This window comes from Marinobacter sp. L-46, assembly GCF_056859535.1.
In genome coordinates this window covers 23,475-42,826 of the sequence record NZ_JBSXOP010000068.1, presented here as the reverse complement: position 1 = coordinate 42,826, position 19,352 = coordinate 23,475, and the positions used below count along the sequence as shown (strand labels likewise).

Genomic DNA, 19,352 nt, shown 5'->3' with positions numbered 1-19,352 from the left:
CACGGTATTGAGCAGTACATTGACTACTATAACCACCACCGGATCCGGCTGACACTCAATGGCCTGACTCCGGTGGAGTACAGAGAGCAGGCTGCCGCTGCAGCCTGATTAAACTGTCCAAGTTTTAGGGGTCACTTCATATCGGGGGTCTGACCCCGGATTGGGGAATGGGATGACCTGGTACGCGTTACAACATAAGCCTGCGCAGGGCGATCGGGCGGTTCAGCATTTGCAGAACCAGGATGTTGCCTGTTTCTACCCGAAGATTGAGGTGGAGAGGGTGAAGGGCGGCAAGCGGGCGAAGCGGCTGGAGCCGTTGTTTCCGGGGTATGTGTTTGTGAACCTGGAGCAGACGAACCCTATGTGGGCGAAGCTGCGGTCTACCCGGGGGGTGATTCGGGTGGTGAGTTTTGCCAATAAGCCGGCGGCGATTGCGGATGAGGTGATTGATCACATCAAGGCCAGCATGGATAAGGTGGCGGAGCAGGGTGGTATCAAGCCGGGGCAGGCGGTGGAGCTGGATGATGGGCCGTTTAAGGGCATCGGGGCTATTTTTCAGGCTTATGATGGGGAAGAGCGGGCGATTGTGTTGATTTCGTTTATGCAGAAGCAGCAGCGGGTTAGTGTGCCGGTTTCGGCGATTCGGGCTTAGGTGGTGATGGGCGCTGGCTCTGGAGTAGGCAGGGAGTCTGACCCGTAGGGTCAGACCCCTTTGTCAGACCCCTTTGTAGCCTGCAGGGTAAGTAGCACCTAGCTTGCGGGCTACTCAGGGGTCGGGCCCTACGTGGCCTGACCCCTCCCTTCTGAAACTCCGGGTCAGGTCCCTGGTGCATTTGGTGTAGGCAGGGAGTAGGCGCGGAGCACGGAGTAGGCAGGGAGTCTGACCCGTAGGGTCAGACCCCTTTGTCAGATTCCTTCGCAGATTCCAGTTTGCAATTTTTTACATTGTTTTTGAGGTGTAAGTCCTTGATTTTGGATAATTGGCCAAAGGTGTCACTTGCTTGTAACACCGGAACCCGTACAATCGCGCCGGTTTTCGAGTAATTCCTCATAACCCTGACAAGGAGTCAGTTGGGAAATCCTCCCTCCGGCACAGCCGCTGCCCTCTTGTCCAAACGTTGAACAAGCCTTCGTATGCCCTCAAAACACTGGACCCTGGTCGGTGGGGCGGTAGCGTGCCTGACGGCGCTTTCTTACACCGCAACTACCCACGCAGCCCCCTGGATTGAACCCGGCGACAGCCGCGCGCGTTTTGCCCTGCAGAAGCTGGCAGACCGCGGCCATTTCGACCGCACGGTATCCACCTGGCCGGTGATGTGGAGCACGGTGGCGCGAGACATCAACCCCAGCGTTACCTCAGACCCAACTGCCACCGCAGGCGCTATGGCCTATCTGAATGCCGAACAGCAGGCACAGTTCCGTTCTGGCACCAAAACTGAACTCACCCTGGCAGGCAGTACCGAGCAGCCCCTGGTACAAGGCTTCGGCAATGCGCGGCAGGAAGAAGGTCAGGCCACACTGGACTGGCAATGGCAGGGCGAACACTTTGCCATCGGCCTGTCACCCACCGTGGTGGCTAACCCCACAGACGACGAACAATACCGCTACGACGGCAGCTACCTGGCCGGTACACTTGGCAACTGGGTATTGGGCGCTGGCGCCATCGAGCGCTGGTGGGGCCCGGGCTGGCAGTCCAGCCTGATTCTCTCCAACAACGCCCGGCCCATGCCCGCCGTATGGCTCAACCGCAAGCGGGACCTGGCGCCAGGCTCCAAATGGCTCAGCTGGATCGGCCCCTGGAACCTTACCGTGTTCGCCGGCCAGTACCAGGACAAGCGCACCATCGATAACGCCAAGCTCATCGGCATGCGCTTCACCTTCCGGCCTGTGCAAGGCCTGGATATCGGCCTGTCCCGCGCCATTCAGTTTGGTGGAGAAGGGCGCCCGGAAGACTCTTCCACACTCTGGAATGCCCTCATTGGTAAAGACAACGGCCAGCTCGGCCCTGATAAAGAACCGGGCAACCAGCTGGCCAGCGTAGACGCCCGCTACGGCTTCGCATTGGGCAACCAGTCCATGGGCCTGTACGCCCAGATGATGGGCGAAGACGAAGCCGGCGCCTTCCCCGCCCGCAAATCCTGGCTGCTGGGTACAGACTGGACCACCGGTCTGTTCAACACAGACCAGCAGTGGTTCCTGGAATACACCAACACCACGGCAGACGATTTTCTTGGCGATGCCATGCCCAACGTCACCTACGAGCACAGCATCTACAATACCGGCTACCGCCACTATGGCCGCAACATGGCCAGCAGCTTTGAAAGCGATGCGGAAGCTGTCACCCTGGGCGCCTGGCAGTTCTTCGATAACGGCACCAACCTCTCTGCGTCACTCAGTTACGCCGAACTCAACGCAGATGGCCGCGCGCGTGCATCCACGCCGGACAAGGATAGTCAGTACTTTATCCCGGCCAATCGCCAGAAAACCGGCATCCTGAACCTGGGCTACAGCGCCCCGTTCCTGCAAGGCCGCCTGGCCCTGAGCGCACAGGCAACCGACAAAAAGATCGAACTCGTAACCGGCGAGCAAGACCAGTGGTCTGCAAGCGCCAGCTGGACCTACCGATTCTAACGCACCTGAAATGGAAACCTCGCACCGGATGAAATCGTTAATCACACTGGTAATGGTACTTAGCCTTGGCGGTTGCGCCATGATTCCCGGCGCCCATATACCCTCTGGCAGCTCCGGCTGGAAAGCCAGCGACGACAATCAGCCTGCAGACCTGGAAGAGATGGTTAACATTCACACCATCACCCCCAAACTGCTCCAGGAACAAATGGCAAAGCCGGAAACTACGCCGGTGTTCAACCACCAGCTGGAACTGGAAATCCAGGATTACGACTACACCGTAAACCGCGGCGACATACTCAGCATCACCGTATGGGACCACCCGGAACTCACTATTCCCGCCGGATCAGACCGCAGCCCGTCTGAAGCCGGCAACTGGGTGCACAGCGACGGCACCATCTTTTACCCCTACGTGGGCGAGATCAAAGTCGCCGGTTTGAAAGTGACCGAAATCCGCGACATCCTGCGCGAAGAACTCACCAAATACATCGCCTCGCCACAGGTAGACGTAACCGTGGCCTCGTTCCGCTCAAAGCGCGTGTACATGACAGGCGAACTGAAACAGCCCGGCACCCAGCCCATCACCAACGTACCGCTCACCCTGCTGGAAGCTGTCAGCAACGCCGGTGGCCTGACCGATACGGCCGACTGGACCAAAGTAACCCTCACCCGCAACGGCGAAACCAAACGCTACTCCCTGCGGGACCTGTACCGCCAGGGCGACACCCGGGAAAACATCCTGCTGCGCCCCAACGACATCATCCACGTAGCCCGTAACGACGCCGCCAAAATCTTTGTGCTGGGTGAAGTCGCCAAGCCGACCAGCCTGAACATTGGCCGCTCCGATATCACCCTGGCCGAGGCCCTGACCGACGCAGGCGGATTTGCCCAGGCCACCGCCGATGCCAGCGGCATCTTCGTGCTGCGCCAGGCCGCTGAAGGTAGCGACAAAATTGCCGACGTGTACCAACTGCACGCCCGCAACGCCACCGCCCTGGTGCTGGCCGACCAGTTCACCCTGCAAGCGCGGGACATCGTGTACGTAACCGCCGCGCCCATCGCTCGCTGGAACCGCTTGATCGCACAGATTCTGCCAAGCATACAGACCTTGTACTACGGCTCCATCACCCAACGTGAAATGGTCTACTAACTGCAACAACCATGTTTAACAATATCCTTGTTGTATGCGTAGGCAACATCTGCCGCAGCCCCATGGCCGAGTACCTGCTCAAAGCCAGGCTGCCGGCCGATAGCGGCAAACAGGTCCATTCCGCCGGCATCGGCGCGCTGGTGGACAAACCGGCCGACGCCACCGCGCAGGAGCTGCTGCAAGAGCAGGGCATAGACGCAAGCCCCCACCGGGCCCGGCAAGTAACACAAGAGATGCTGGCCAGGGCAGACCTGATACTGGCCATGGAAGACGGCCACCTGAAGCGCCTGCACGAAATCGCCCCGCAAATCCGCGGCCGCGCTTTTTTGCTGGGCAAATGGCAGAACAACCAGCCGGTACCAGACCCCTACCGGCAACAGCGCCCCGCTTTCGAACACGCCTACAAACTGATCGACCAAGCCTGCGACAGCTGGCTCAAATACCTGGGTAACTGAATTACATGACAGACAACACAACAACCAGCATCGCAACCCCGCAAGACGACGAAATAGACCTGCTGGCCCTGATCGGCACCCTGTGGGACGGCAAATGGCTGATTGCCGCCGTAACCGTAGTGTTCACCGCCATCGGCGTGTTCTACGCCCTGATCCAACCGCCGGTATACCGCGCCAACGCCCTGATCCAGGTAGAAGAGAAAACAGGCGGCCTGCCGGGCATGGAAGACCTGGGCGGCCTGCTGGAAACCACCTCCAACGCCAGCACTGAAATCCAACTGATCAAAAGCCGTCGGGTACTGGGCCAGGTCGTCGACAACCTGAACCTGGACATCGTCACCAGCCCGGATTATTTCCCCGTAGTAGGCGCCACCCTGGCCCGCCGCTTCGGTGGCCAACCCGGCGAACTGGCCGAACCCAAATGGGGCGAAGGCTACGCCTGGGGCGGTGAAAAACTCACCATCACCCGCATGGACGTACCGGGCGGGTCCGGCGCCTTCACACTGGTAGCCGGCAGCAACAACAGCTGGCAGCTGTTTAACGAAGACGAAGAGCTGGTACTGGAAGGCCAAACCGACACCCCGGCAGACGCCAACGGCTACGGCCTGATGGTTGCCGAACTCATTGCCCGCCCCGGCACCCGCTTCAACGTAAGCAAACGCAGCCAATACGCCGCCACCATGGACCTGCAAAGGGGCGTATCCGCTAGCGAAAAAGGCAAAGGCTCCGGCATCATCGAGCTGGCCTACGAACACACCAACCCCGCTATGGCCGAACAGGTGCTGGCCGAAGTGGGCCAGAACTACGTCCGACAGAACGTAGAACGGGCCAGCGCCGAAGCCGCCCAGTCCCTGGAATTCCTGCGAAGAACCCTGCCGGAAGTAAAGCAGGAACTGGAAGCCGCCGAAGAGAAGTTCAATAACTACCAGGTGCAGGAAGAAACCATCGACATCAGCGCCGAAGCCTCGGCAGTGCTGGAGCAGATCGTCAACCTGGAAGCCCAGATCTCTCAGCTGGAATTCCAGCGCGCCGAAATTGAACAACGCTTTCAGCCCACCCACCCGCGCTACCGGGCCTGGGCCTCGCAAATGGCGGAACTCAAAGGCCGCCGCGCCGAACTGGACGCCCGCATCGGCCGCCTGCCAGAAACCCAGCAAGAACTGGTACGCCTGCGCCGTGATGTGGAAGTCGGCAACAAAATCTACCTGCAAATGCTCTCTAACATCCAGCAACTGGACATCGCCCGCGCCGGCACCGTAGGCAACGTACGGGTAGTGGACGACGCCGTTGTAAACACCCAGGCCCCGGTAAAACCCAAGCGCGCCCTGATCGCCGCCGTAGCCCTGCTGCTGGGGGGCATGATCGGCACCGGCATCGTACTGGTACGGGCCATGCTGAACCGCGGCATCGAGAACCCGGACGACATCGAAAAGCTCGGCCTGCCGGTATACGCCACCGTGCCGCTGTCTGGCACCCAGGAACAGATGGCCAAAAAGAAACGGAGCCGCAAAGAACTCACCGCCGGAGTGCTGGCCCTGGAAAACCCCGCCGACCTGGCCGTAGAAAGCCTGCGCAGCCTGCGCACCAGCCTGCACTTCGGCATGATGGACGCCCGCAACAACATCCTGATGATCTCCGGCCCCAGCCCTGGCGTGGGCAAAACCTTTGTCTCCGTCAACCTGGCCGCCGTCATGGCCATGGCCAACCAACGGGTACTGCTGGTAGATGCTGACCTGCGCCGCGGCTTCTCCCACGATGTGTTCGGCGTAAGCAACCACAAAGGCCTGTCGGACCTTTTGGCCGGCAAAGTAACAGTAGAAGAAGCCACCGAACACAGCGGCGTAGAAGGCCTGGACTTCATCAGCCGTGGCACCGTGCCGCCCAACCCGTCTGAACTGCTGATGAGCAAACGCTTTGACGAGTTCCTGAAACAAGCCAGCGAAAACTACGACCTGGTGATTGTGGATACCCCGCCCATCCTGGCCGTGACAGATCCGGCTATCGTAGGCAAACACGCCGGCACCACCATGCTGGTAGCACGGTTTGGGGCTAACCCGGCGAAAGAGCTGGAACTGACCAAGCGGCGGCTTGAGCAGAATGGCATTGAGGTGAAGGGAGTGATTTTTAACGCCGTTGAGAAGAAAGCCTCCAACTACGGCTATGGCGGCTACGGTTACTACAACTACGCCTACAAGTCTGCGAAGTAGGGCCTAGCTGATAAGGGGCCCTTATCAGTTTTCAAGGGGACAATATAATCAATGAGTTAGCTTTTCGAATTTCCAACGTCGGAAACAGAGTTTCCAAGCTTTCTCAGAGAATCAGCACTAAAACCTATTTCCAGCTTTGGAAACTCCAGTAGCCCATTTCCAGCAATGTAAAAGCTATTTCCACGGAAAGTCCCCAATTTTGGCCGATTTTCAGTTTCCAGTACTGGAATACCCTTTTTCAAATTTGAAAATTAAGTCACCGGCGAGCGGCCCTGCATCACTCCAGTGCCATGCACCCAAGTGCCGGCAACGACTCTCAGATATCAGCAACAAACTCGAAACCAAAACACAGAGAACCCCATGACCACCCTGGAAACCACTCTCTCAAAGCTCAAAAACAAAGAAGCCATCATCGGTATCGCAGGTCTCGGCTATGTAGGTCTGCCGCTCATGCTTCGTTACACCGCTATCGGTTACAAAGTCGTGGGCATTGATATCGATACCGACAAAGTTGAATCCTTGAATGCCGGTAAAAGCTACATCGAGCACATCAACTCCGAAAGTATTGCTAAGGCTCGGGACAGCGGCTTTGAAGCCACCACCGATTTTGCCCGCGCCAGCGATTGCGATGCGCTGATTCTGTGTGTGCCTACACCCCTGAACAAATACCGCGAGCCAGACATCACCTACGTCACCAAGACGATGGACGCGCTCATGCCCCATTTGCGCAAGGGCCAGGTGATCTCGCTGGAAAGCACCACCTACCCGGGCACCACTGAAGAAGAGTTGTTGCCAAGGGCAGAAGAGGGCGGCCTGAAAGTGGGTGAGGACCTTTTCCTGGTTTACTCACCCGAACGCGAAGACCCCGGCAACCCGGATTTTGAAACCCGCACCATCCCCAAAGTAGTGGGTGGCCACACCCCGGCCTGCCTGGATGTGGGCGTGGCACTGTATGAGCCGGCAATCGATCAGGTGGTTGCTGTCAGCTCCACCAAAGCCGCAGAAATGACCAAACTGTTGGAAAACATCCATCGCGCGGTCAACATTGGCCTGGTCAATGAAATGAAAGTTGTAGCCGATCGCATGGGCATCGACATCTTCGAAGTGGTCGACGCCGCCAAAACCAAACCCTTCGGTTTCACTGCCTACTACCCAGGACCAGGGCTGGGCGGCCACTGCATTCCCATTGACCCGTTCTACCTCACTTGGAAAGCCCGCGAATACGGCCTGCACACGCGCTTTATCGAGCTCTCCGGCGAAGTAAACCGTGGCATGCCGGAATACGTGGTTGGCAAACTCATGGACGGTCTGAACGATGCCGGGAAGGCCTTGAAGAGCAGCCGTGTACTGGTACTGGGCATCGCCTACAAGAAAAACGTGGACGACATGCGAGAATCACCCTCGGTGGAAATCATGGAAATGATCGAAGCCAAAGGCGCAAACGTGGCCTATTCAGACCCCCATGTACCCAAATTCCCGAAAATGCGCGAGCATAGCTTCAGCCTGTCTAGCGAGCCGTTAACGGCCGAAAACCTCGCCAGCTTTGACGCTGTAGTTCTTGCCACCGACCACGACCGCTTCGATTACGAGCTGATCAAACAAAACGCCAAGCTCATCATCGACAGCCGCGGCAAATACCGCGCACCGGCCGCCCACATCGTCAAAGCGTAAGTACAGGATTCAGAACCATGAAAAACTTCGCACTCATCGGCGCTGCCGGCTACATCGCCCCGCGCCACATGAAAGCCATCAATGAAACCGGGAATCACTTGAGCGTGGCCTATGACACGAACGACTCCGTTGGCATCATCGACAGCATCTCGCCCAACAGCGAGTTCTTCACCGAGTTCGAACGCTTCCAGGAACACGCCTGGCAGCTCAAGCGCAACCCGGAAACCGCGCTGGACTACGTAGCCGTCTGCTCACCCAACTACCTGCACCACCCGCACATTGCCGCCGGCCTGCGTTTGGGGTGTGACGTCATCTGCGAAAAGCCCCTGGTGCCCACGCCAGCTATGTTGGATGAACTCGCCAAGGTCGAAAAAGAAACCGGCCAGCGCGTTTACAACATCCTCCAGCTACGCCACCACCAGGCCATTCAGGAACTGAAAGAAAAAGTCGCTAACGAGCAGAAAGATGGCAAGCACCAGGTAGACCTTACCTACATCACGTCACGCGGCAAGTGGTACATGGAGAGCTGGAAAGGCGACCCGCGTAAATCCTTCGGCGTGGCCACCAACATCGGCGTTCACTTCTTCGACATGCTGCACTTCATCTTCGGCAATCTGCAGAAGAACGTGCTGCACTACGCGGACGACTACAAAGCGGCCGGTTACCTGGAATACGAAAAAGCCCGCGTACCCTGGTTCCTCTCCATCGACGCCAACGACCTGCCGGAAGAAGTGAAGGGCAAACAAACCACCTTCCGAAACATCAGCTGCGACGGAGAACAGGTGGAATTCTCCAAAGGCTTCACAGACCTGCACACCATCAGCTACCAGGAAATCCTCGCCGGCCGAGGCTACGGCATCGAAGACGCACGCCACTGCGTGGAAACCGTGCACCACATCCGCACCGCCAAACCCGAAACCCCGGCGGAAGGCGAAGCGCATCCATTCCTGGCAAAATTAATTAAATAGCCACGAAATCCACTGAATACACGGAAAGAAGAAAGATCTGCCAGGAAATCCACAAAACCCACGAAAATATCAGTAAGTCATTTTTTCGTGTTCTTTAGTGGATTTAGTGGCTAAACAATTAGTGTTTTTCCTTTCCGTGTTCTTCCGTGGTTTCCGTGGCAAAAAAGGAGTTTTTATGCCCGTAAAAATCCACCCAAGTGCAATCGTAGACGAAGGCGCCCAGATCGGCGAAGGCTCCCGCGTATGGCACTTCGTGCACGTATGCGGCGGCGCCAAAATCGGCAAAAACGTCTCCATGGGCCAAGGTGTATTCGTAGGTAACAAAGTCACCATCGGCGACAACTGCAAAATCCAGAATAACGTCTCCGTGTACGACAACGTACACCTCGAAGAAGGCGTGTTCTGCGGCCCCAGCATGGTGTTCACCAACGTCTACAACCCCCGCTCACTCATCGAGCGCAAAGACGAGTACATAGATACCTTGGTGAAAAAAGGTGCCTCCCTGGGCGCTAACTGTACCCTGGTATGCGGCGTAACCATCGGCGAATACGCCTTCGTGGGCGCCGGCGCAGTGGTTAACAAAGATGTACCAGCCTACGCCCTCATGGTAGGCGTGCCCGCCAAACAAATCGGCTGGATGAGCGAATTCGGCGAACAGTTGGACTTGCCCCTAATTGGTGAAGCCGAAACCAAGTGTGAGCACACCGGCGCTAAATACATACTCCAAGGCAAAAAAGTCACAAAGAAATAATCTTTCTTCTTGTTCTTTGTTCGTGTTTTTTCGTGGTTTTAGTGGCTAAGAATATCTTTTAATCTTTTTCTTTCAGTGTTCTTCCGTGGATTCCGTGGCAAAAAAGGCTCTTAAAACATGCAGTTCATAGACTTGGCAGCACAACAAGCCAGAATCAAAGACAAAATCGACGCAAACATCCAGAAAGTCCTAGCCCACGGCAAATACATCCTGGGCCCGGAAGTGACTGAGCTGGAAGAAAAACTCGCTGCCTACACCGGCGCGAAGTACTGCATCACCTGCGGCAACGGCACAGACGCCTTGCAAATTGCCCAGATGGCCGTAGGCGTAGGCCCCGGCGACGAAGTGATCGTACCCGGCTTCAGCTATATTGCTACGGCTGAAACTCCTGCTGTGCTGGGCGCTAAACCGGTTTATGTAGACATAGACCCGAAAACCTACAACATGAACCCGGCCTTGCTGGAAGCGGCGATTACCCCCCGTACTAAAGCCATTATCCCCGTGTCCCTCTACGGCCAGTGCGCAGACTTCGACACCATTAACGCCATTGCCCAAAAGCACGGAATTCCGGTGATTGAAGATGGCGCCCAAAGCTTCGGTGCCAGCTATAAAGGCAAAAAATCCTGCAACCTCACCACCATTGGTTGTACGAGCTTCTTCCCCAGCAAGCCCCTTGGCTGCTACGGCGACGGCGGTGCCATATTCACCAACGATGAAGAACTCGCCACCGTACTGCGCCAGATTGCCCGCCATGGGCAGGACAGGCGGTACCATCACCTGCGCGTGGGGGTAAACAGCCGACTGGATACCCTGCAAGCAGCCATTCTGTTGCCAAAGCTGGAGCTGCTGGGCGAAGAAATTGAGCTACGTAACCGGGTTGCCCGGAACTATACTCGCCTGTTGAACGAAGCTGGGATTAACACCACGCCAGTTATTGAAGACCACAACACTTCCGCCTGGGCACAGTACACCATTCAGGTAGACGACCGTGAAGAAGTACAGGCGAGGCTTAAAGAAGCAGATATTCCCACAGCGGTGCATTACCCCATACCGCTGAACAAGCAGCCTGCAGTGAAGGATGATTCAGCTAAGTTGCCGGTGGGTGATGAAGCGGCTGAGCGCGTGATGAGTTTGGCGATGCATCCTTATATTACGGTAGATGATCAGTCAGGCCTGGCCCAGTTGTTGATTCAAAAATGAACGAGGAAATTGTTCCTACCTTGCCCATAGACGAATGCGACGTTTTTAAAAGAGTTTCTAGTCTAAACGCGGAATTGGGGTGGGCGTGTTAGTTAAATTAAAAGGCAGCACATTCCTGGCCGGGTCTGCTGTCTATCTTTTCTCGAATGTTCTGAACGCCGCCATCCCTTTCGCATTGCTTCCGGTACTGACGCGATATCTAACCCCGGAAGAGTACGGCGAAGTGGCAATGTTCCAAACCCTGTTAGGGGCACTGATGGCGTTTATCGGCCTTAGTCTACATGGCGCGGCAGGCCGAAAATTCTACGACGGGAATCTGGGGGAAAGCGATTTAAAAGAGTTCATCGGCTCTTGTCTACAGATCCTTGCAATAACTACAGCGCTTACCACTGCTGTGCTGCTCACGTTTCAAGGCCAGTTTTCTCAATGGTTAGGCCTGGATCAGAAATGGGTCCTGTTAGCGGCTCTGGTAACCGCCGGCAATGTAATTGCTCAAATTAGGTTGGGGCAGTGGCAGGTACGCAAAAAAGCCAAATCTTATGGAGCGCTCCAAGTCTCCATAAGTTTGCTAAATGTAGGGTTATCGTTAGCGTTAGTTGTGGTCTTTTTGCAGGGATCTGACGGTCGAATTGTGGGGCAGGGCGTGGCTGTAGCCATATTCGCTGTGCTTGCATTGTGGCTGTTAAAACGAGACAACCTGTTAAAGTTCACAATCTGGCGCCCTGACTACGTAAAAGAGGCCTTGAAATTCGGTGTCCCGCTGATCCCACACGTCGGCGGTATGTTCCTTTTAACGACCGTTGACCGTTTTGTGATCAACTCAGAGCTTGGCTTGGCTCAGGCTGGAATCTACATGGTGGCCGTGCAGTTTGGCATGGCTCTGTCTCTGGTTTTTGACGCGGTGAACAAGGCCTACGTCCCGTGGCTTTTCGAAAGGCTAAAGCGTGATAACGAAGACGAAAAGCAGCAGATAGTACGCTACACCTATGCTTGGTTTGTTTTCATTCTGGCGGGAGCTGCTCTCTCGTTCATAGTGGGGCCTTGGTTAATTGTTTTTGTGGCTGGCGATCAGTACGCGAAAGCGGGTGAAGTTATTGGTTGGTTAGTTCTAGGTCAGGTGTTTAATGGTATGTACCTGATGGTCACTAATTTCATATTTTTCTCAAAGCGCACAGGGCTTTTGTCTGTAGCGAGTATAACCGCAGGCGTTATCAATCTGGGCCTTTTAATCATTTTAGTTCGCTATCTTGGCATACAAGGGGCAGCTTACGCCTTCTGCGCATCGATGGCTCTCCGCTTTCTTCTCTCTTGGTGGGTCGCACAAAGAAGACATGCGATGCCTTGGTTTTCATTCAAATTTTGATGGAAATAAAAATGAACTCGGTTTTACAACTGATCGGCAGAGATAAAGAACTTTTTTCGGCCGATATCCAAAACAGCGAAGCAAAACTAACCGAGATCGTTAGTTCCTCCCGCTTCCTGGTCCTAGGCGGAGCCGGCTCCATAGGCCAGGCCGTCACCAAAGAAATCTTCAAGCGCAACCCCGCTAAACTCCACGTAGTCGACATCAGCGAAAACAACCTGGTAGAGCTGGTCCGCGATATCCGAAGCAGCTTCGGTTACATCCCAGGGGACTTCCAAACCTTCGCTTTGGATATCGGATCGGTCGAATACGACGCCTTTTTCAAGGCCGACGGCGGCTACGATTACATCCTCAACCTCTCCGCCCTCAAACACGTGCGCAGCGAGAAGGACCCTTACACGCTCATGCGCATGGTGGACGTAAACGTTTTCAACACCGACAAAACCGTTCGCCAAGCCGCAGAGGCTGGCGCAACTAAATATTTTTGCGTGTCTACCGACAAGGCAGCAAACCCGGTAAACATGATGGGCGCCTCCAAGCGGATTATGGAGATGTTCCTCATGCGCAGAAGCCTGCAAATGGACATTTCCACCGCCCGGTTTGCCAACGTGGCCTTCTCTGATGGCTCCTTGCTGCACGGGTTTAATCAGCGCCTGGAAAAGCGCCAGCCGATTGTAGCGCCCAACGATGTTCGCCGTTACTTCGTGACTCCGAAAGAATCCGGCGAGCTGTGCCTGATGTCCTGCATTTTTGGCGACAACCGGGACATTTTCTTCCCAAAACTCAGCGAGAAGCTCCACCTGATCTCCTTTGCTGATATCGCCGTGAAATATCTGGCGGAGAAGGGCTACGAGCCTGTTCTGTGCAATGATGAGGATGAGGCCCGGGAACTGGCGAAAACGCTCCCCGAGCAAGGAAAGTGGCCATGCCTGTTCACCTCCAGCGATACCACCGGCGAGAAAGACTTTGAAGAATTCTTCACCGACCAGGAAACGCTGGATATGGATCGCTTCGAGAACTTGGGCATTATCAAGAACGAGGCCAACTATAATGAGCAGTTGTTGGCGGAGTTTGAAGAACGGATTGCTGTGATGAAGGCAAACCTGGCCTGGAGCAAGCAGGACCTGGTTGACCTGTTCTACCGCATGATTCCGGATTTCGGACACAAAGAAACCGGCAAATATCTCGACAGCAAAATGTGAGGCAGCTTTGAGCGACCAACTGATTCGGTTTGTCAGAGACTATTTCGAAACAACAGAATTCATTCCGCTTCACGCCCCGGTATTTCCCGGCCGCGAGAAGGAATACGTGGCCGACACCATAGAGTCGACTTTTGTATCCAGCGTGGGTGGATACGTGGACCGATTCGAGCAGGATATGGCCAGTTATACCGGCTCGCCCAAGGCCGTCGCCACGGTAAATGGGACTGCAGCCCTCCACATTGCCTTGAAGCTTGCAGGAGTAGAGGCGGGCGACCTGGTGATTACTCAGCCGCTCACCTTTGTTGCCACCTGTAATGCCATCGCTTACTGCAACGCCGAGCCCTTGTTTATTGATGTGGACCAAGGAACTTTGGGGTTGTCTGCTAAGGCGTTGGAAGCCTGGCTGGAAGAAAATGCTAAGGTTGATGCAGAAGGCGTGTGCCGAGCTAGCGAGGACGGTAAAGCAATTCGTGCGTGTGTCCCTATGCATACCTTTGGCCACCCGGCGGATCTTGATGGCTTGTGTGAAGTTACCCAACGCTGGAACATTGCGCTGGTAGAGGACGCCGCAGAGTCACTGGGCAGCTTCTATAAAGGCCAGCACACAGGTACTTTCGGCGCCACGGGTACGCTCAGTTTCAATGGCAACAAGATTATGACCACCGGTGGCGGGGGGATGATTCTGGCGAGTGAGGCAACGGCAGCAAGAGCCAAGCACCTCACCACCACAGCCAAAAAGCCGCACACTTATGAATACATTCACGATGAGCTGGGGTACAACTACCGCTTGCCAAATCTGAACGCGGCGCTGGGCTGCGCTCAACTTGAGCAACTGGAGGCGTTCATTCAAGCGAAGCGTGCGCTTGCCAGTAGTTATGAAGCATTCTTCAGTGGCTCTTCACTGCAATTTATTACCGAGCCACCTGAATGTCGTTCCAACTACTGGTTGAATGGTGTTATCTGTGAGGCCAAAAAACAGCGGGATGAGCTGTTGGACTGCACCAACAGTCAAGGCGTGATGACACGCCCCATTTGGGCATTGATGAATCATCTCCCCATGTACCAACGTTGCCGTCGTGGTGATTTGACTACCGCTGAGTGGTTGGAAGAGCGGGTTGTGAATTTGCCGAGTAGTGTACTGGCGAGGCCTTCATGAGGGAGCGCATTGGAATATTTGGAACCTCTGGTATGGCCCGGGAGGCTGGCGATGTCGCCTGGGCCGTTGGGCTTGAGCCATTTTATATTGCCCGGGACGATCAGGAGCTTAAAAAGTGGTCTGGCGTCGACGAGGTTATCCTTGAATCAGAAATTGACAAAGTCGCGCATCACAGCTTTGTGATCGGGATTGGTGACAACATTATCCGGCACAAAATTGCCTCACGTTTTTCGGAAATGTTGCGCTTTTCTAACCTGATTCATCCCAGTGCGACCTTCGGCTATAAACAAAGAGAGGTTGTCGATACAGGGCGGGGAGTCATTATTGCGGCAGGCGCTCGCCTGACCAGCAATATATCCATGGGCAATTTTGTTCTCGTTAACCAGAATGCCACCATTGCTCACGACTGCATTATCGAGTCGTTTGTTCATGTTGCTCCCGGAGCCAATATCTCAGGCAATGTTCACTTGGAAGAGGGGGCTTGGGTCGGAGCCGGAGCAGTGATTAATCAAGGAAATGACATAGAAAAGCGAGTGGTTGGTAGGAATGCCATGGTGGGGTCTGGCGCTGTTGTGATCGCAGACTGCGAGCCCGAGACTGTATACGCTGGAGTGCCGGCTAAGAGGTTGAAATGAAAACGTTGGTAATAGCAGAGGCGGGTGTCAATCATAATGGCGACATGGCACTGGCAAAACAGTTAATTGCTGTGGCAGCGGATGCGGGCGCGGATTTTGTCAAGTTTCAGACGTTTATCGCCGAAAACATTGTTTCTCAGTCAGCACCAAAAGCTGACTATCAAAAAGGAACGACCGATCCTGAAGAATCCCAGCGGGAGATGATTCGAAAGCTTGAATTAACACGCGAGGATCACCTTGAGCTGATTGGTGAGTGCAGAAAACAGGGTATTGGTTTTTTTTCCACGGCGTTTGATAGAGACAGCATCAATCTCCTCGAAAATATTGGTGCTTTAGATTTTGTGAAAATTCCTTCGGGCGAGCTTACCAATTTACCATATCTCCGATATTTGACACGGCATGGCAAGCCTGTGCTTCTTTCAACTGGGATGGCAGCGCTCGGTGAAATTGAAGCTGCAATCGAAGCCATTGAAAACGCAGGAACTCCTCGCGAAAAGATAACCGTGTTGCACTGCACTACGGAGTACCCAACCCCCATGGATGAAGTGAATCTCAATGCCATGGTGAATATGGGAAAGGCTTTCGGCGTGTCTGTCGGTTATTCAGACCATACCCCGGGCATCGAAGTCCCGATTGCTGCTGTTGCCCTCGGGGCAACGGTTATTGAAAAGCACTTCACCTTGGATCGATCCCTGCCGGGACCGGATCATCGGGCCAGCTTGGAGCCTGACGAGCTCAAAGCCATGGTTTCAGGAATCCGTAATATTGAAAAGGCAATGGGGGATGGCGTTAAACGCCCGGGGCCAAGTGAGCTGAAGAATAAGCCCATTGCCCGAAAATCGCTGGTGGCAGCGTGTCCGATCCAGGCAGGGGAGCCATTCACTGAAGCGAATTTGATGGCTAAAAGGCCGGGGACAGGTATCTCTCCAATGCGGTGGGATGAGGTAATTGGCCGGCAGGCACCGCGTGATTTCGCTCCAGACGAGTTGATAGAGCTATGACTCGCAAGATTTGTGTAGTTACGGGAACAAGGGCGGAATTCGGCCTTTTGCGATGGCTAATGGATGAAATTGCGCAACATGCCCGGCTTGAATTACAGGTAGCTGTAACCGGGATGCATCTTTCGCCAGAATTTGGCTCCACGTATCAAGAGATCGAGGGTGCGGGATTTACCATCGACGCAAAAGTCGAAATGCTGCTCAGTGCGGACAGCGATACCGCTGTCACCAAGTCCATGGGGCTGGGAGTGATTGGGTTCGCTGATACTTATGAACGCCTCCAGCCCGACATGGTTGTTGTGTTGGGGGATCGCTTTGAAATATTTGCGGCCACCTCGGCAGCGTTGATTGCTGGTGTCCCTGTAGCGCACCTGCACGGTGGCGAAACGACAGAGGGTGCTTTTGATGAGGCTATCCGGCATTCGATTACCAAAATGTCTCACCTCCACTTCGTCGCCACAGAAGAGTACAAGAACCGGGTTGTCCAGTTGGGAGAATCTCCCGAGCGAGTCTTCAACGTTGGCGGAATGGGTATAGACGCCATCAAGCGCATCCGATTGCTCGACCGTGAAGCGCTGGAAGAATCCATGGATGTTCGGTTTGGAGATAAGAATCTCTTAATCACCTTCCACCCGGTTACTTTGGAAGGCAAGGGAAGCTCGACTGAGCAAATGCAGGCGCTGCTCGATGCCGTGGCCGAGTTGGGCGATACCCATCTGATTTTCACCATGCCCAATGCGGATACCGGTGGGCGAGAGTTGACGCGCATGGTCCGCGAATTTGTGGATGGCCGAGACAACGCCAGCGTATACAGTTCCCTTGGGCAGCTGCGTTATTTTTCCTGCCTGGCACAGGTTGATGGCGTTATTGGCAACTCATCAAGTGGCCTGTTAGAGGCGCCAGCATTCCAAATTGGAACGGTGAACATTGGCGACCGCCAAAAAGGCCGCTTGAAAGCCAAGAGCGTAATTGATTGTGAGCCCTCGAAGGCTGCGATCTCGGGGGCGATCAATAAGCTCTACAGTCCTCAGTTTAAGAATTCTCTGCAAGTGGTGTCGAATCCTTATGGTAATGGTGGAGCGAGTAAATCCATTGTTAAGGTTCTTGCAGAGCAACCTCTTGATGGTTTGTTGAAAAAGTCGTTCTACAATCTCCAAGTTCCTGGAATGTAACAATAAGTTGGATCCGTGATGAAACAATGGCGTAACGCCCTGGTTAACTGTGATGCTAGTCTGGAACAGGCCATCGAAGTGCTTGATAAAGCGGCATTGCGTATTGCTCTGATCGTTGATGAGGCGGGCACTTTGCTGGGTACGCTGACCGATGGCGATGTTCGCCGGGCTCTACTCCGGCATCTGCCGCTGGATACGCCTGTCCACGAGGTGATGAATGCCAACCCAAAGACAGCTGGAGAAGACTGGACGGAGAGCCGCATTCTGGTCGTGATGGAGCAGTACGAAGTGCTGCAGTTGCCACTTGTGGACAGTAACCAAAAGATTGTTGGTCTCGCCAATCTGCACGACTTACTCAACAAGCATCGCCATGACAACCCGGTATTTCTCATGGCAGGTGGTTTTGGTACCCGCTTGCGGCCGTTGACTAACAATTGCCCAAAGCCCATGTTAAAAGTGGGTGATAAGCCGATTTTGGAACAAATTCTACAGAACTTTGTGGATGCCGGTTTTCATCGGTTCTATATATCGACTCATTACATGCCAGAGGTTATTCGAGACTACTTTGGCAATGGGGAAAAGTGGGGGGTGTCGATAACCTATATTCACGAAGATGAACCGTTGGGTACCGGTGGTGCTCTGGGGCTTCTGCCGCATGATGAGATCGATCAGCCCCTATTCATGATGAATGGTGATTTGCTCACCTCGCTGAACATTCATAGTTTTCTGGAATTCCACGAGAATCACAACAGTGTTGCCACCATGTGTGTTCGTGAGTATGAACACCAGGTTCCTTACGGCGTGATCACCAGTGAAGGGGCACAGATCAAGTCCATGGTTGAGAAGCCCGTACACAAGTTTTTTGTGAACGCCGGCATTTACCTCCTCAACCCGGAATTGGTGAAGAGCGTAAAGCATGGAATGAGAGTTGATATGCCAACGTTGCTTGAGCAGCAGATCGATGCTGGAAAGCCCGTGAATATGTTCCCAATACATGAGTATTGGCTTGATATTGGTCGGATGGACGACTTCCAGCGCGCCCAGAATGAAGTGGAGGGCACGGTCAATGGCTGATTGTGGCGAGTTGCTCATAGTGATCCCCGCGAGGGGCGGCAGTAAACGACTCCCTCGGAAGAACGTGCTTCCACTGGCTGGAAAGCCTTTGATTTGTTGGACGATTGAATCTGCTTTACAGACTGGCTTGAAGGCGCGGATTCTTGTTACGAGTGATGACGAAGAGATATTGAATATTGCTAATCGCTATAAGAACCAAGGTGTAATTGCTCATAAACGTCCTGAAACTCTCGCGACTGACACAGCGACGACTGTCGATACTTTGATTGAGGCTGTTGAATCTGAGCAGAAAGCGGGCCATGCGCCGGATGCTTTGGTTCTTTTGCAACCAACTTCGCCACTTCGCATATCCAGGGATGTCTTGGAGGCGGTGCACATATTTGAGCGAGGAGGCTGTAAGGATACTGTCGTTAGTGTGTGCGAAGTTAACCACCCTACCGCCTGGGTTGGAGTGGTTGGGAGTGAGGGCCGATTTAATGGTGTCGATTTATCTGGCAAACGGTCTCAGGATTACCAAAAAGAGTATCGATTGAACGGAGCGGTTTACGTTGTTCGAACGGATCTTTTGCTGAATAGTTGTTCGCTGTTTACAAATAGTTTGAGGGCCTCCGTGATGCCGAGGGCGCGCTCTTTTGATATTGATGAAAAGGATGACTTTCGAATCTGTGAGGTTTTCGCTGGGGATTTAACAGGAGAATGAACAGACTCTTGGACTTCCTCCG

18 protein-coding genes are annotated in these 19,352 nt (G+C 54.5%); all 18 read left to right on the top strand.

The annotated features are described in order from the left end of the window. The coding region (locus AC13DJ_RS10765; protein WP_482932797.1) for an IS3 family transposase at positions 1-108 on the top strand (108 nt) is incomplete at its 5' end. A 64-nt stretch (positions 109-172) separates the two neighbouring features. Further along, positions 173-652 carry a transcription/translation regulatory transformer protein RfaH gene (rfaH, locus tag AC13DJ_RS10760; protein ID WP_199456744.1) on the top strand — a complete coding sequence of 160 codons (480 nt, stop codon included), beginning with the start codon at positions 173-175 and terminating at the stop codon, positions 650-652. A gap of 482 nt (positions 653-1,134) precedes the next feature. After that, on the top strand, positions 1,135-2,631 hold the full coding sequence (locus tag AC13DJ_RS10755) for a capsule assembly Wzi family protein (protein ID WP_482933738.1): 1,497 nt from the start codon (positions 1,135-1,137) through the stop codon (positions 2,629-2,631). Between the two features lie 28 nt (positions 2,632-2,659). Next, positions 2,660-3,778 carry a polysaccharide export protein gene (locus tag AC13DJ_RS10750; protein WP_482933737.1) on the top strand — a complete coding sequence of 373 codons (1,119 nt, stop codon included), beginning with the start codon at positions 2,660-2,662 and terminating at the stop codon, positions 3,776-3,778. A gap of 11 nt (positions 3,779-3,789) precedes the next feature. Continuing rightward, the gene (locus AC13DJ_RS10745; protein ID WP_288370590.1) at positions 3,790-4,233 is read left to right on the top strand and encodes a low molecular weight protein-tyrosine-phosphatase; all 444 of its coding nucleotides are present in this window, start codon (positions 3,790-3,792) and stop codon (positions 4,231-4,233) included. A gap of 5 nt (positions 4,234-4,238) precedes the next feature. Then, positions 4,239-6,440 (top strand): polysaccharide biosynthesis tyrosine autokinase, encoded by a 2,202-nt coding sequence (locus tag AC13DJ_RS10740; RefSeq protein ID WP_482933736.1) that lies wholly within the window; start codon positions 4,239-4,241, stop codon positions 6,438-6,440. A gap of 360 nt (positions 6,441-6,800) precedes the next feature. After that, on the top strand, positions 6,801-8,111 hold the full coding sequence (gene wbpA, locus AC13DJ_RS10735) for a UDP-N-acetyl-D-glucosamine 6-dehydrogenase (RefSeq protein WP_482933735.1): 1,311 nt from the start codon (positions 6,801-6,803) through the stop codon (positions 8,109-8,111). A gap of 17 nt (positions 8,112-8,128) precedes the next feature. Next, positions 8,129-9,079: a Gfo/Idh/MocA family oxidoreductase gene (locus AC13DJ_RS10730; protein ID WP_482933734.1), complete on the top strand. Its 951-nt coding sequence runs from the start codon at positions 8,129-8,131 to the stop codon at positions 9,077-9,079. Between the two features lie 175 nt (positions 9,080-9,254). Further along, a complete protein-coding gene (gene wbpD, locus AC13DJ_RS10725) occupies positions 9,255-9,830 on the top strand; it encodes a UDP-2-acetamido-3-amino-2,3-dideoxy-D-glucuronate N-acetyltransferase (RefSeq protein WP_482933733.1) in 576 nt (191 codons plus the stop codon). Positions 9,831-9,947: 117 nt separating this feature from the next. Then, positions 9,948-11,030, top strand: a complete 1,083-nt coding sequence (locus AC13DJ_RS10720; protein ID WP_482933732.1) for a DegT/DnrJ/EryC1/StrS family aminotransferase — start codon at positions 9,948-9,950, stop codon at positions 11,028-11,030. Positions 11,031-11,109: 79 nt separating this feature from the next. Next, positions 11,110-12,393 (top strand): lipopolysaccharide biosynthesis protein, encoded by a 1,284-nt coding sequence (locus AC13DJ_RS10715; protein ID WP_482933731.1) that lies wholly within the window; start codon positions 11,110-11,112, stop codon positions 12,391-12,393. An 11-nt stretch (positions 12,394-12,404) separates the two neighbouring features. Next, entirely contained in the window at positions 12,405-13,595 is a 1,191-nt protein-coding gene (locus tag AC13DJ_RS10710) for a UDP-N-acetylglucosamine 4,6-dehydratase (RefSeq protein ID WP_482933730.1), read from the top strand. 7 nt (positions 13,596-13,602) lie between these two features. Continuing rightward, entirely contained in the window at positions 13,603-14,751 is a 1,149-nt protein-coding gene (locus tag AC13DJ_RS10705) for a LegC family aminotransferase (protein ID WP_482933729.1), read from the top strand. Next, positions 14,748-15,386: a PglD-related sugar-binding protein gene (locus tag AC13DJ_RS10700; RefSeq protein WP_482933728.1), complete on the top strand. Its 639-nt coding sequence runs from the start codon at positions 14,748-14,750 to the stop codon at positions 15,384-15,386. Before AC13DJ_RS10705 ends, AC13DJ_RS10700 begins: the two co-directional genes overlap by 4 nt. Then, positions 15,383-16,387 carry an N-acetylneuraminate synthase gene (gene neuB / locus AC13DJ_RS10695; RefSeq protein ID WP_482933727.1) on the top strand — a complete coding sequence of 335 codons (1,005 nt, stop codon included), beginning with the start codon at positions 15,383-15,385 and terminating at the stop codon, positions 16,385-16,387. The genes AC13DJ_RS10700 and neuB overlap by 4 nt, the downstream gene beginning before the upstream one ends. Further along, a complete protein-coding gene (gene neuC / locus AC13DJ_RS10690) occupies positions 16,384-17,556 on the top strand; it encodes a UDP-N-acetylglucosamine 2-epimerase (protein ID WP_482933726.1) in 1,173 nt (390 codons plus the stop codon). The genes neuB and neuC overlap by 4 nt, the downstream gene beginning before the upstream one ends. Before the next feature lie 18 nt (positions 17,557-17,574). Continuing rightward, positions 17,575-18,630 carry a nucleotidyltransferase family protein gene (locus AC13DJ_RS10685; RefSeq protein WP_482933725.1) on the top strand — a complete coding sequence of 352 codons (1,056 nt, stop codon included), beginning with the start codon at positions 17,575-17,577 and terminating at the stop codon, positions 18,628-18,630. Continuing rightward, positions 18,551-19,330, top strand: a complete 780-nt coding sequence (locus AC13DJ_RS10680; protein WP_482933724.1) for an acylneuraminate cytidylyltransferase family protein — start codon at positions 18,551-18,553, stop codon at positions 19,328-19,330. Before AC13DJ_RS10685 ends, AC13DJ_RS10680 begins: the two co-directional genes overlap by 80 nt. Positions 19,331-19,352: the final 22 nt, after the last annotated feature.

What these genes read in the sequence shown, in the direction of transcription:
- rfaH (WP_199456744.1), top strand. Translation starts at nt 173, where the DNA reads ATGACCTGGTACGCGTTACAACATAAGCCTGCGCAGGGCGATCGGGCG.
- AC13DJ_RS10755 (WP_482933738.1), top strand. Translation starts at nt 1,135, where the DNA reads ATGCCCTCAAAACACTGGACCCTGGTCGGTGGGGCGGTAGCGTGCCTG.
- AC13DJ_RS10750 (WP_482933737.1), top strand. Translation starts at nt 2,660, where the DNA reads ATGAAATCGTTAATCACACTGGTAATGGTACTTAGCCTTGGCGGTTGC.
- AC13DJ_RS10745 (WP_288370590.1), top strand. Translation starts at nt 3,790, where the DNA reads ATGTTTAACAATATCCTTGTTGTATGCGTAGGCAACATCTGCCGCAGC.
- AC13DJ_RS10740 (WP_482933736.1), top strand. Translation starts at nt 4,239, where the DNA reads ATGACAGACAACACAACAACCAGCATCGCAACCCCGCAAGACGACGAA.
- wbpA (WP_482933735.1), top strand. Translation starts at nt 6,801, where the DNA reads ATGACCACCCTGGAAACCACTCTCTCAAAGCTCAAAAACAAAGAAGCC.
- AC13DJ_RS10730 (WP_482933734.1), top strand. Translation starts at nt 8,129, where the DNA reads ATGAAAAACTTCGCACTCATCGGCGCTGCCGGCTACATCGCCCCGCGC.
- wbpD (WP_482933733.1), top strand. Translation starts at nt 9,255, where the DNA reads ATGCCCGTAAAAATCCACCCAAGTGCAATCGTAGACGAAGGCGCCCAG.
- AC13DJ_RS10720 (WP_482933732.1), top strand. Translation starts at nt 9,948, where the DNA reads ATGCAGTTCATAGACTTGGCAGCACAACAAGCCAGAATCAAAGACAAA.
- AC13DJ_RS10710 (WP_482933730.1), top strand. Translation starts at nt 12,405, where the DNA reads ATGAACTCGGTTTTACAACTGATCGGCAGAGATAAAGAACTTTTTTCG.
- AC13DJ_RS10700 (WP_482933728.1), top strand. Translation starts at nt 14,748, where the DNA reads ATGAGGGAGCGCATTGGAATATTTGGAACCTCTGGTATGGCCCGGGAG.
- neuB (WP_482933727.1), top strand. Translation starts at nt 15,383, where the DNA reads ATGAAAACGTTGGTAATAGCAGAGGCGGGTGTCAATCATAATGGCGAC.
- neuC (WP_482933726.1), top strand. Translation starts at nt 16,384, where the DNA reads ATGACTCGCAAGATTTGTGTAGTTACGGGAACAAGGGCGGAATTCGGC.
- AC13DJ_RS10685 (WP_482933725.1), top strand. Translation starts at nt 17,575, where the DNA reads ATGAAACAATGGCGTAACGCCCTGGTTAACTGTGATGCTAGTCTGGAA.
- AC13DJ_RS10680 (WP_482933724.1), top strand. Translation starts at nt 18,551, where the DNA reads ATGAGTATTGGCTTGATATTGGTCGGATGGACGACTTCCAGCGCGCCC.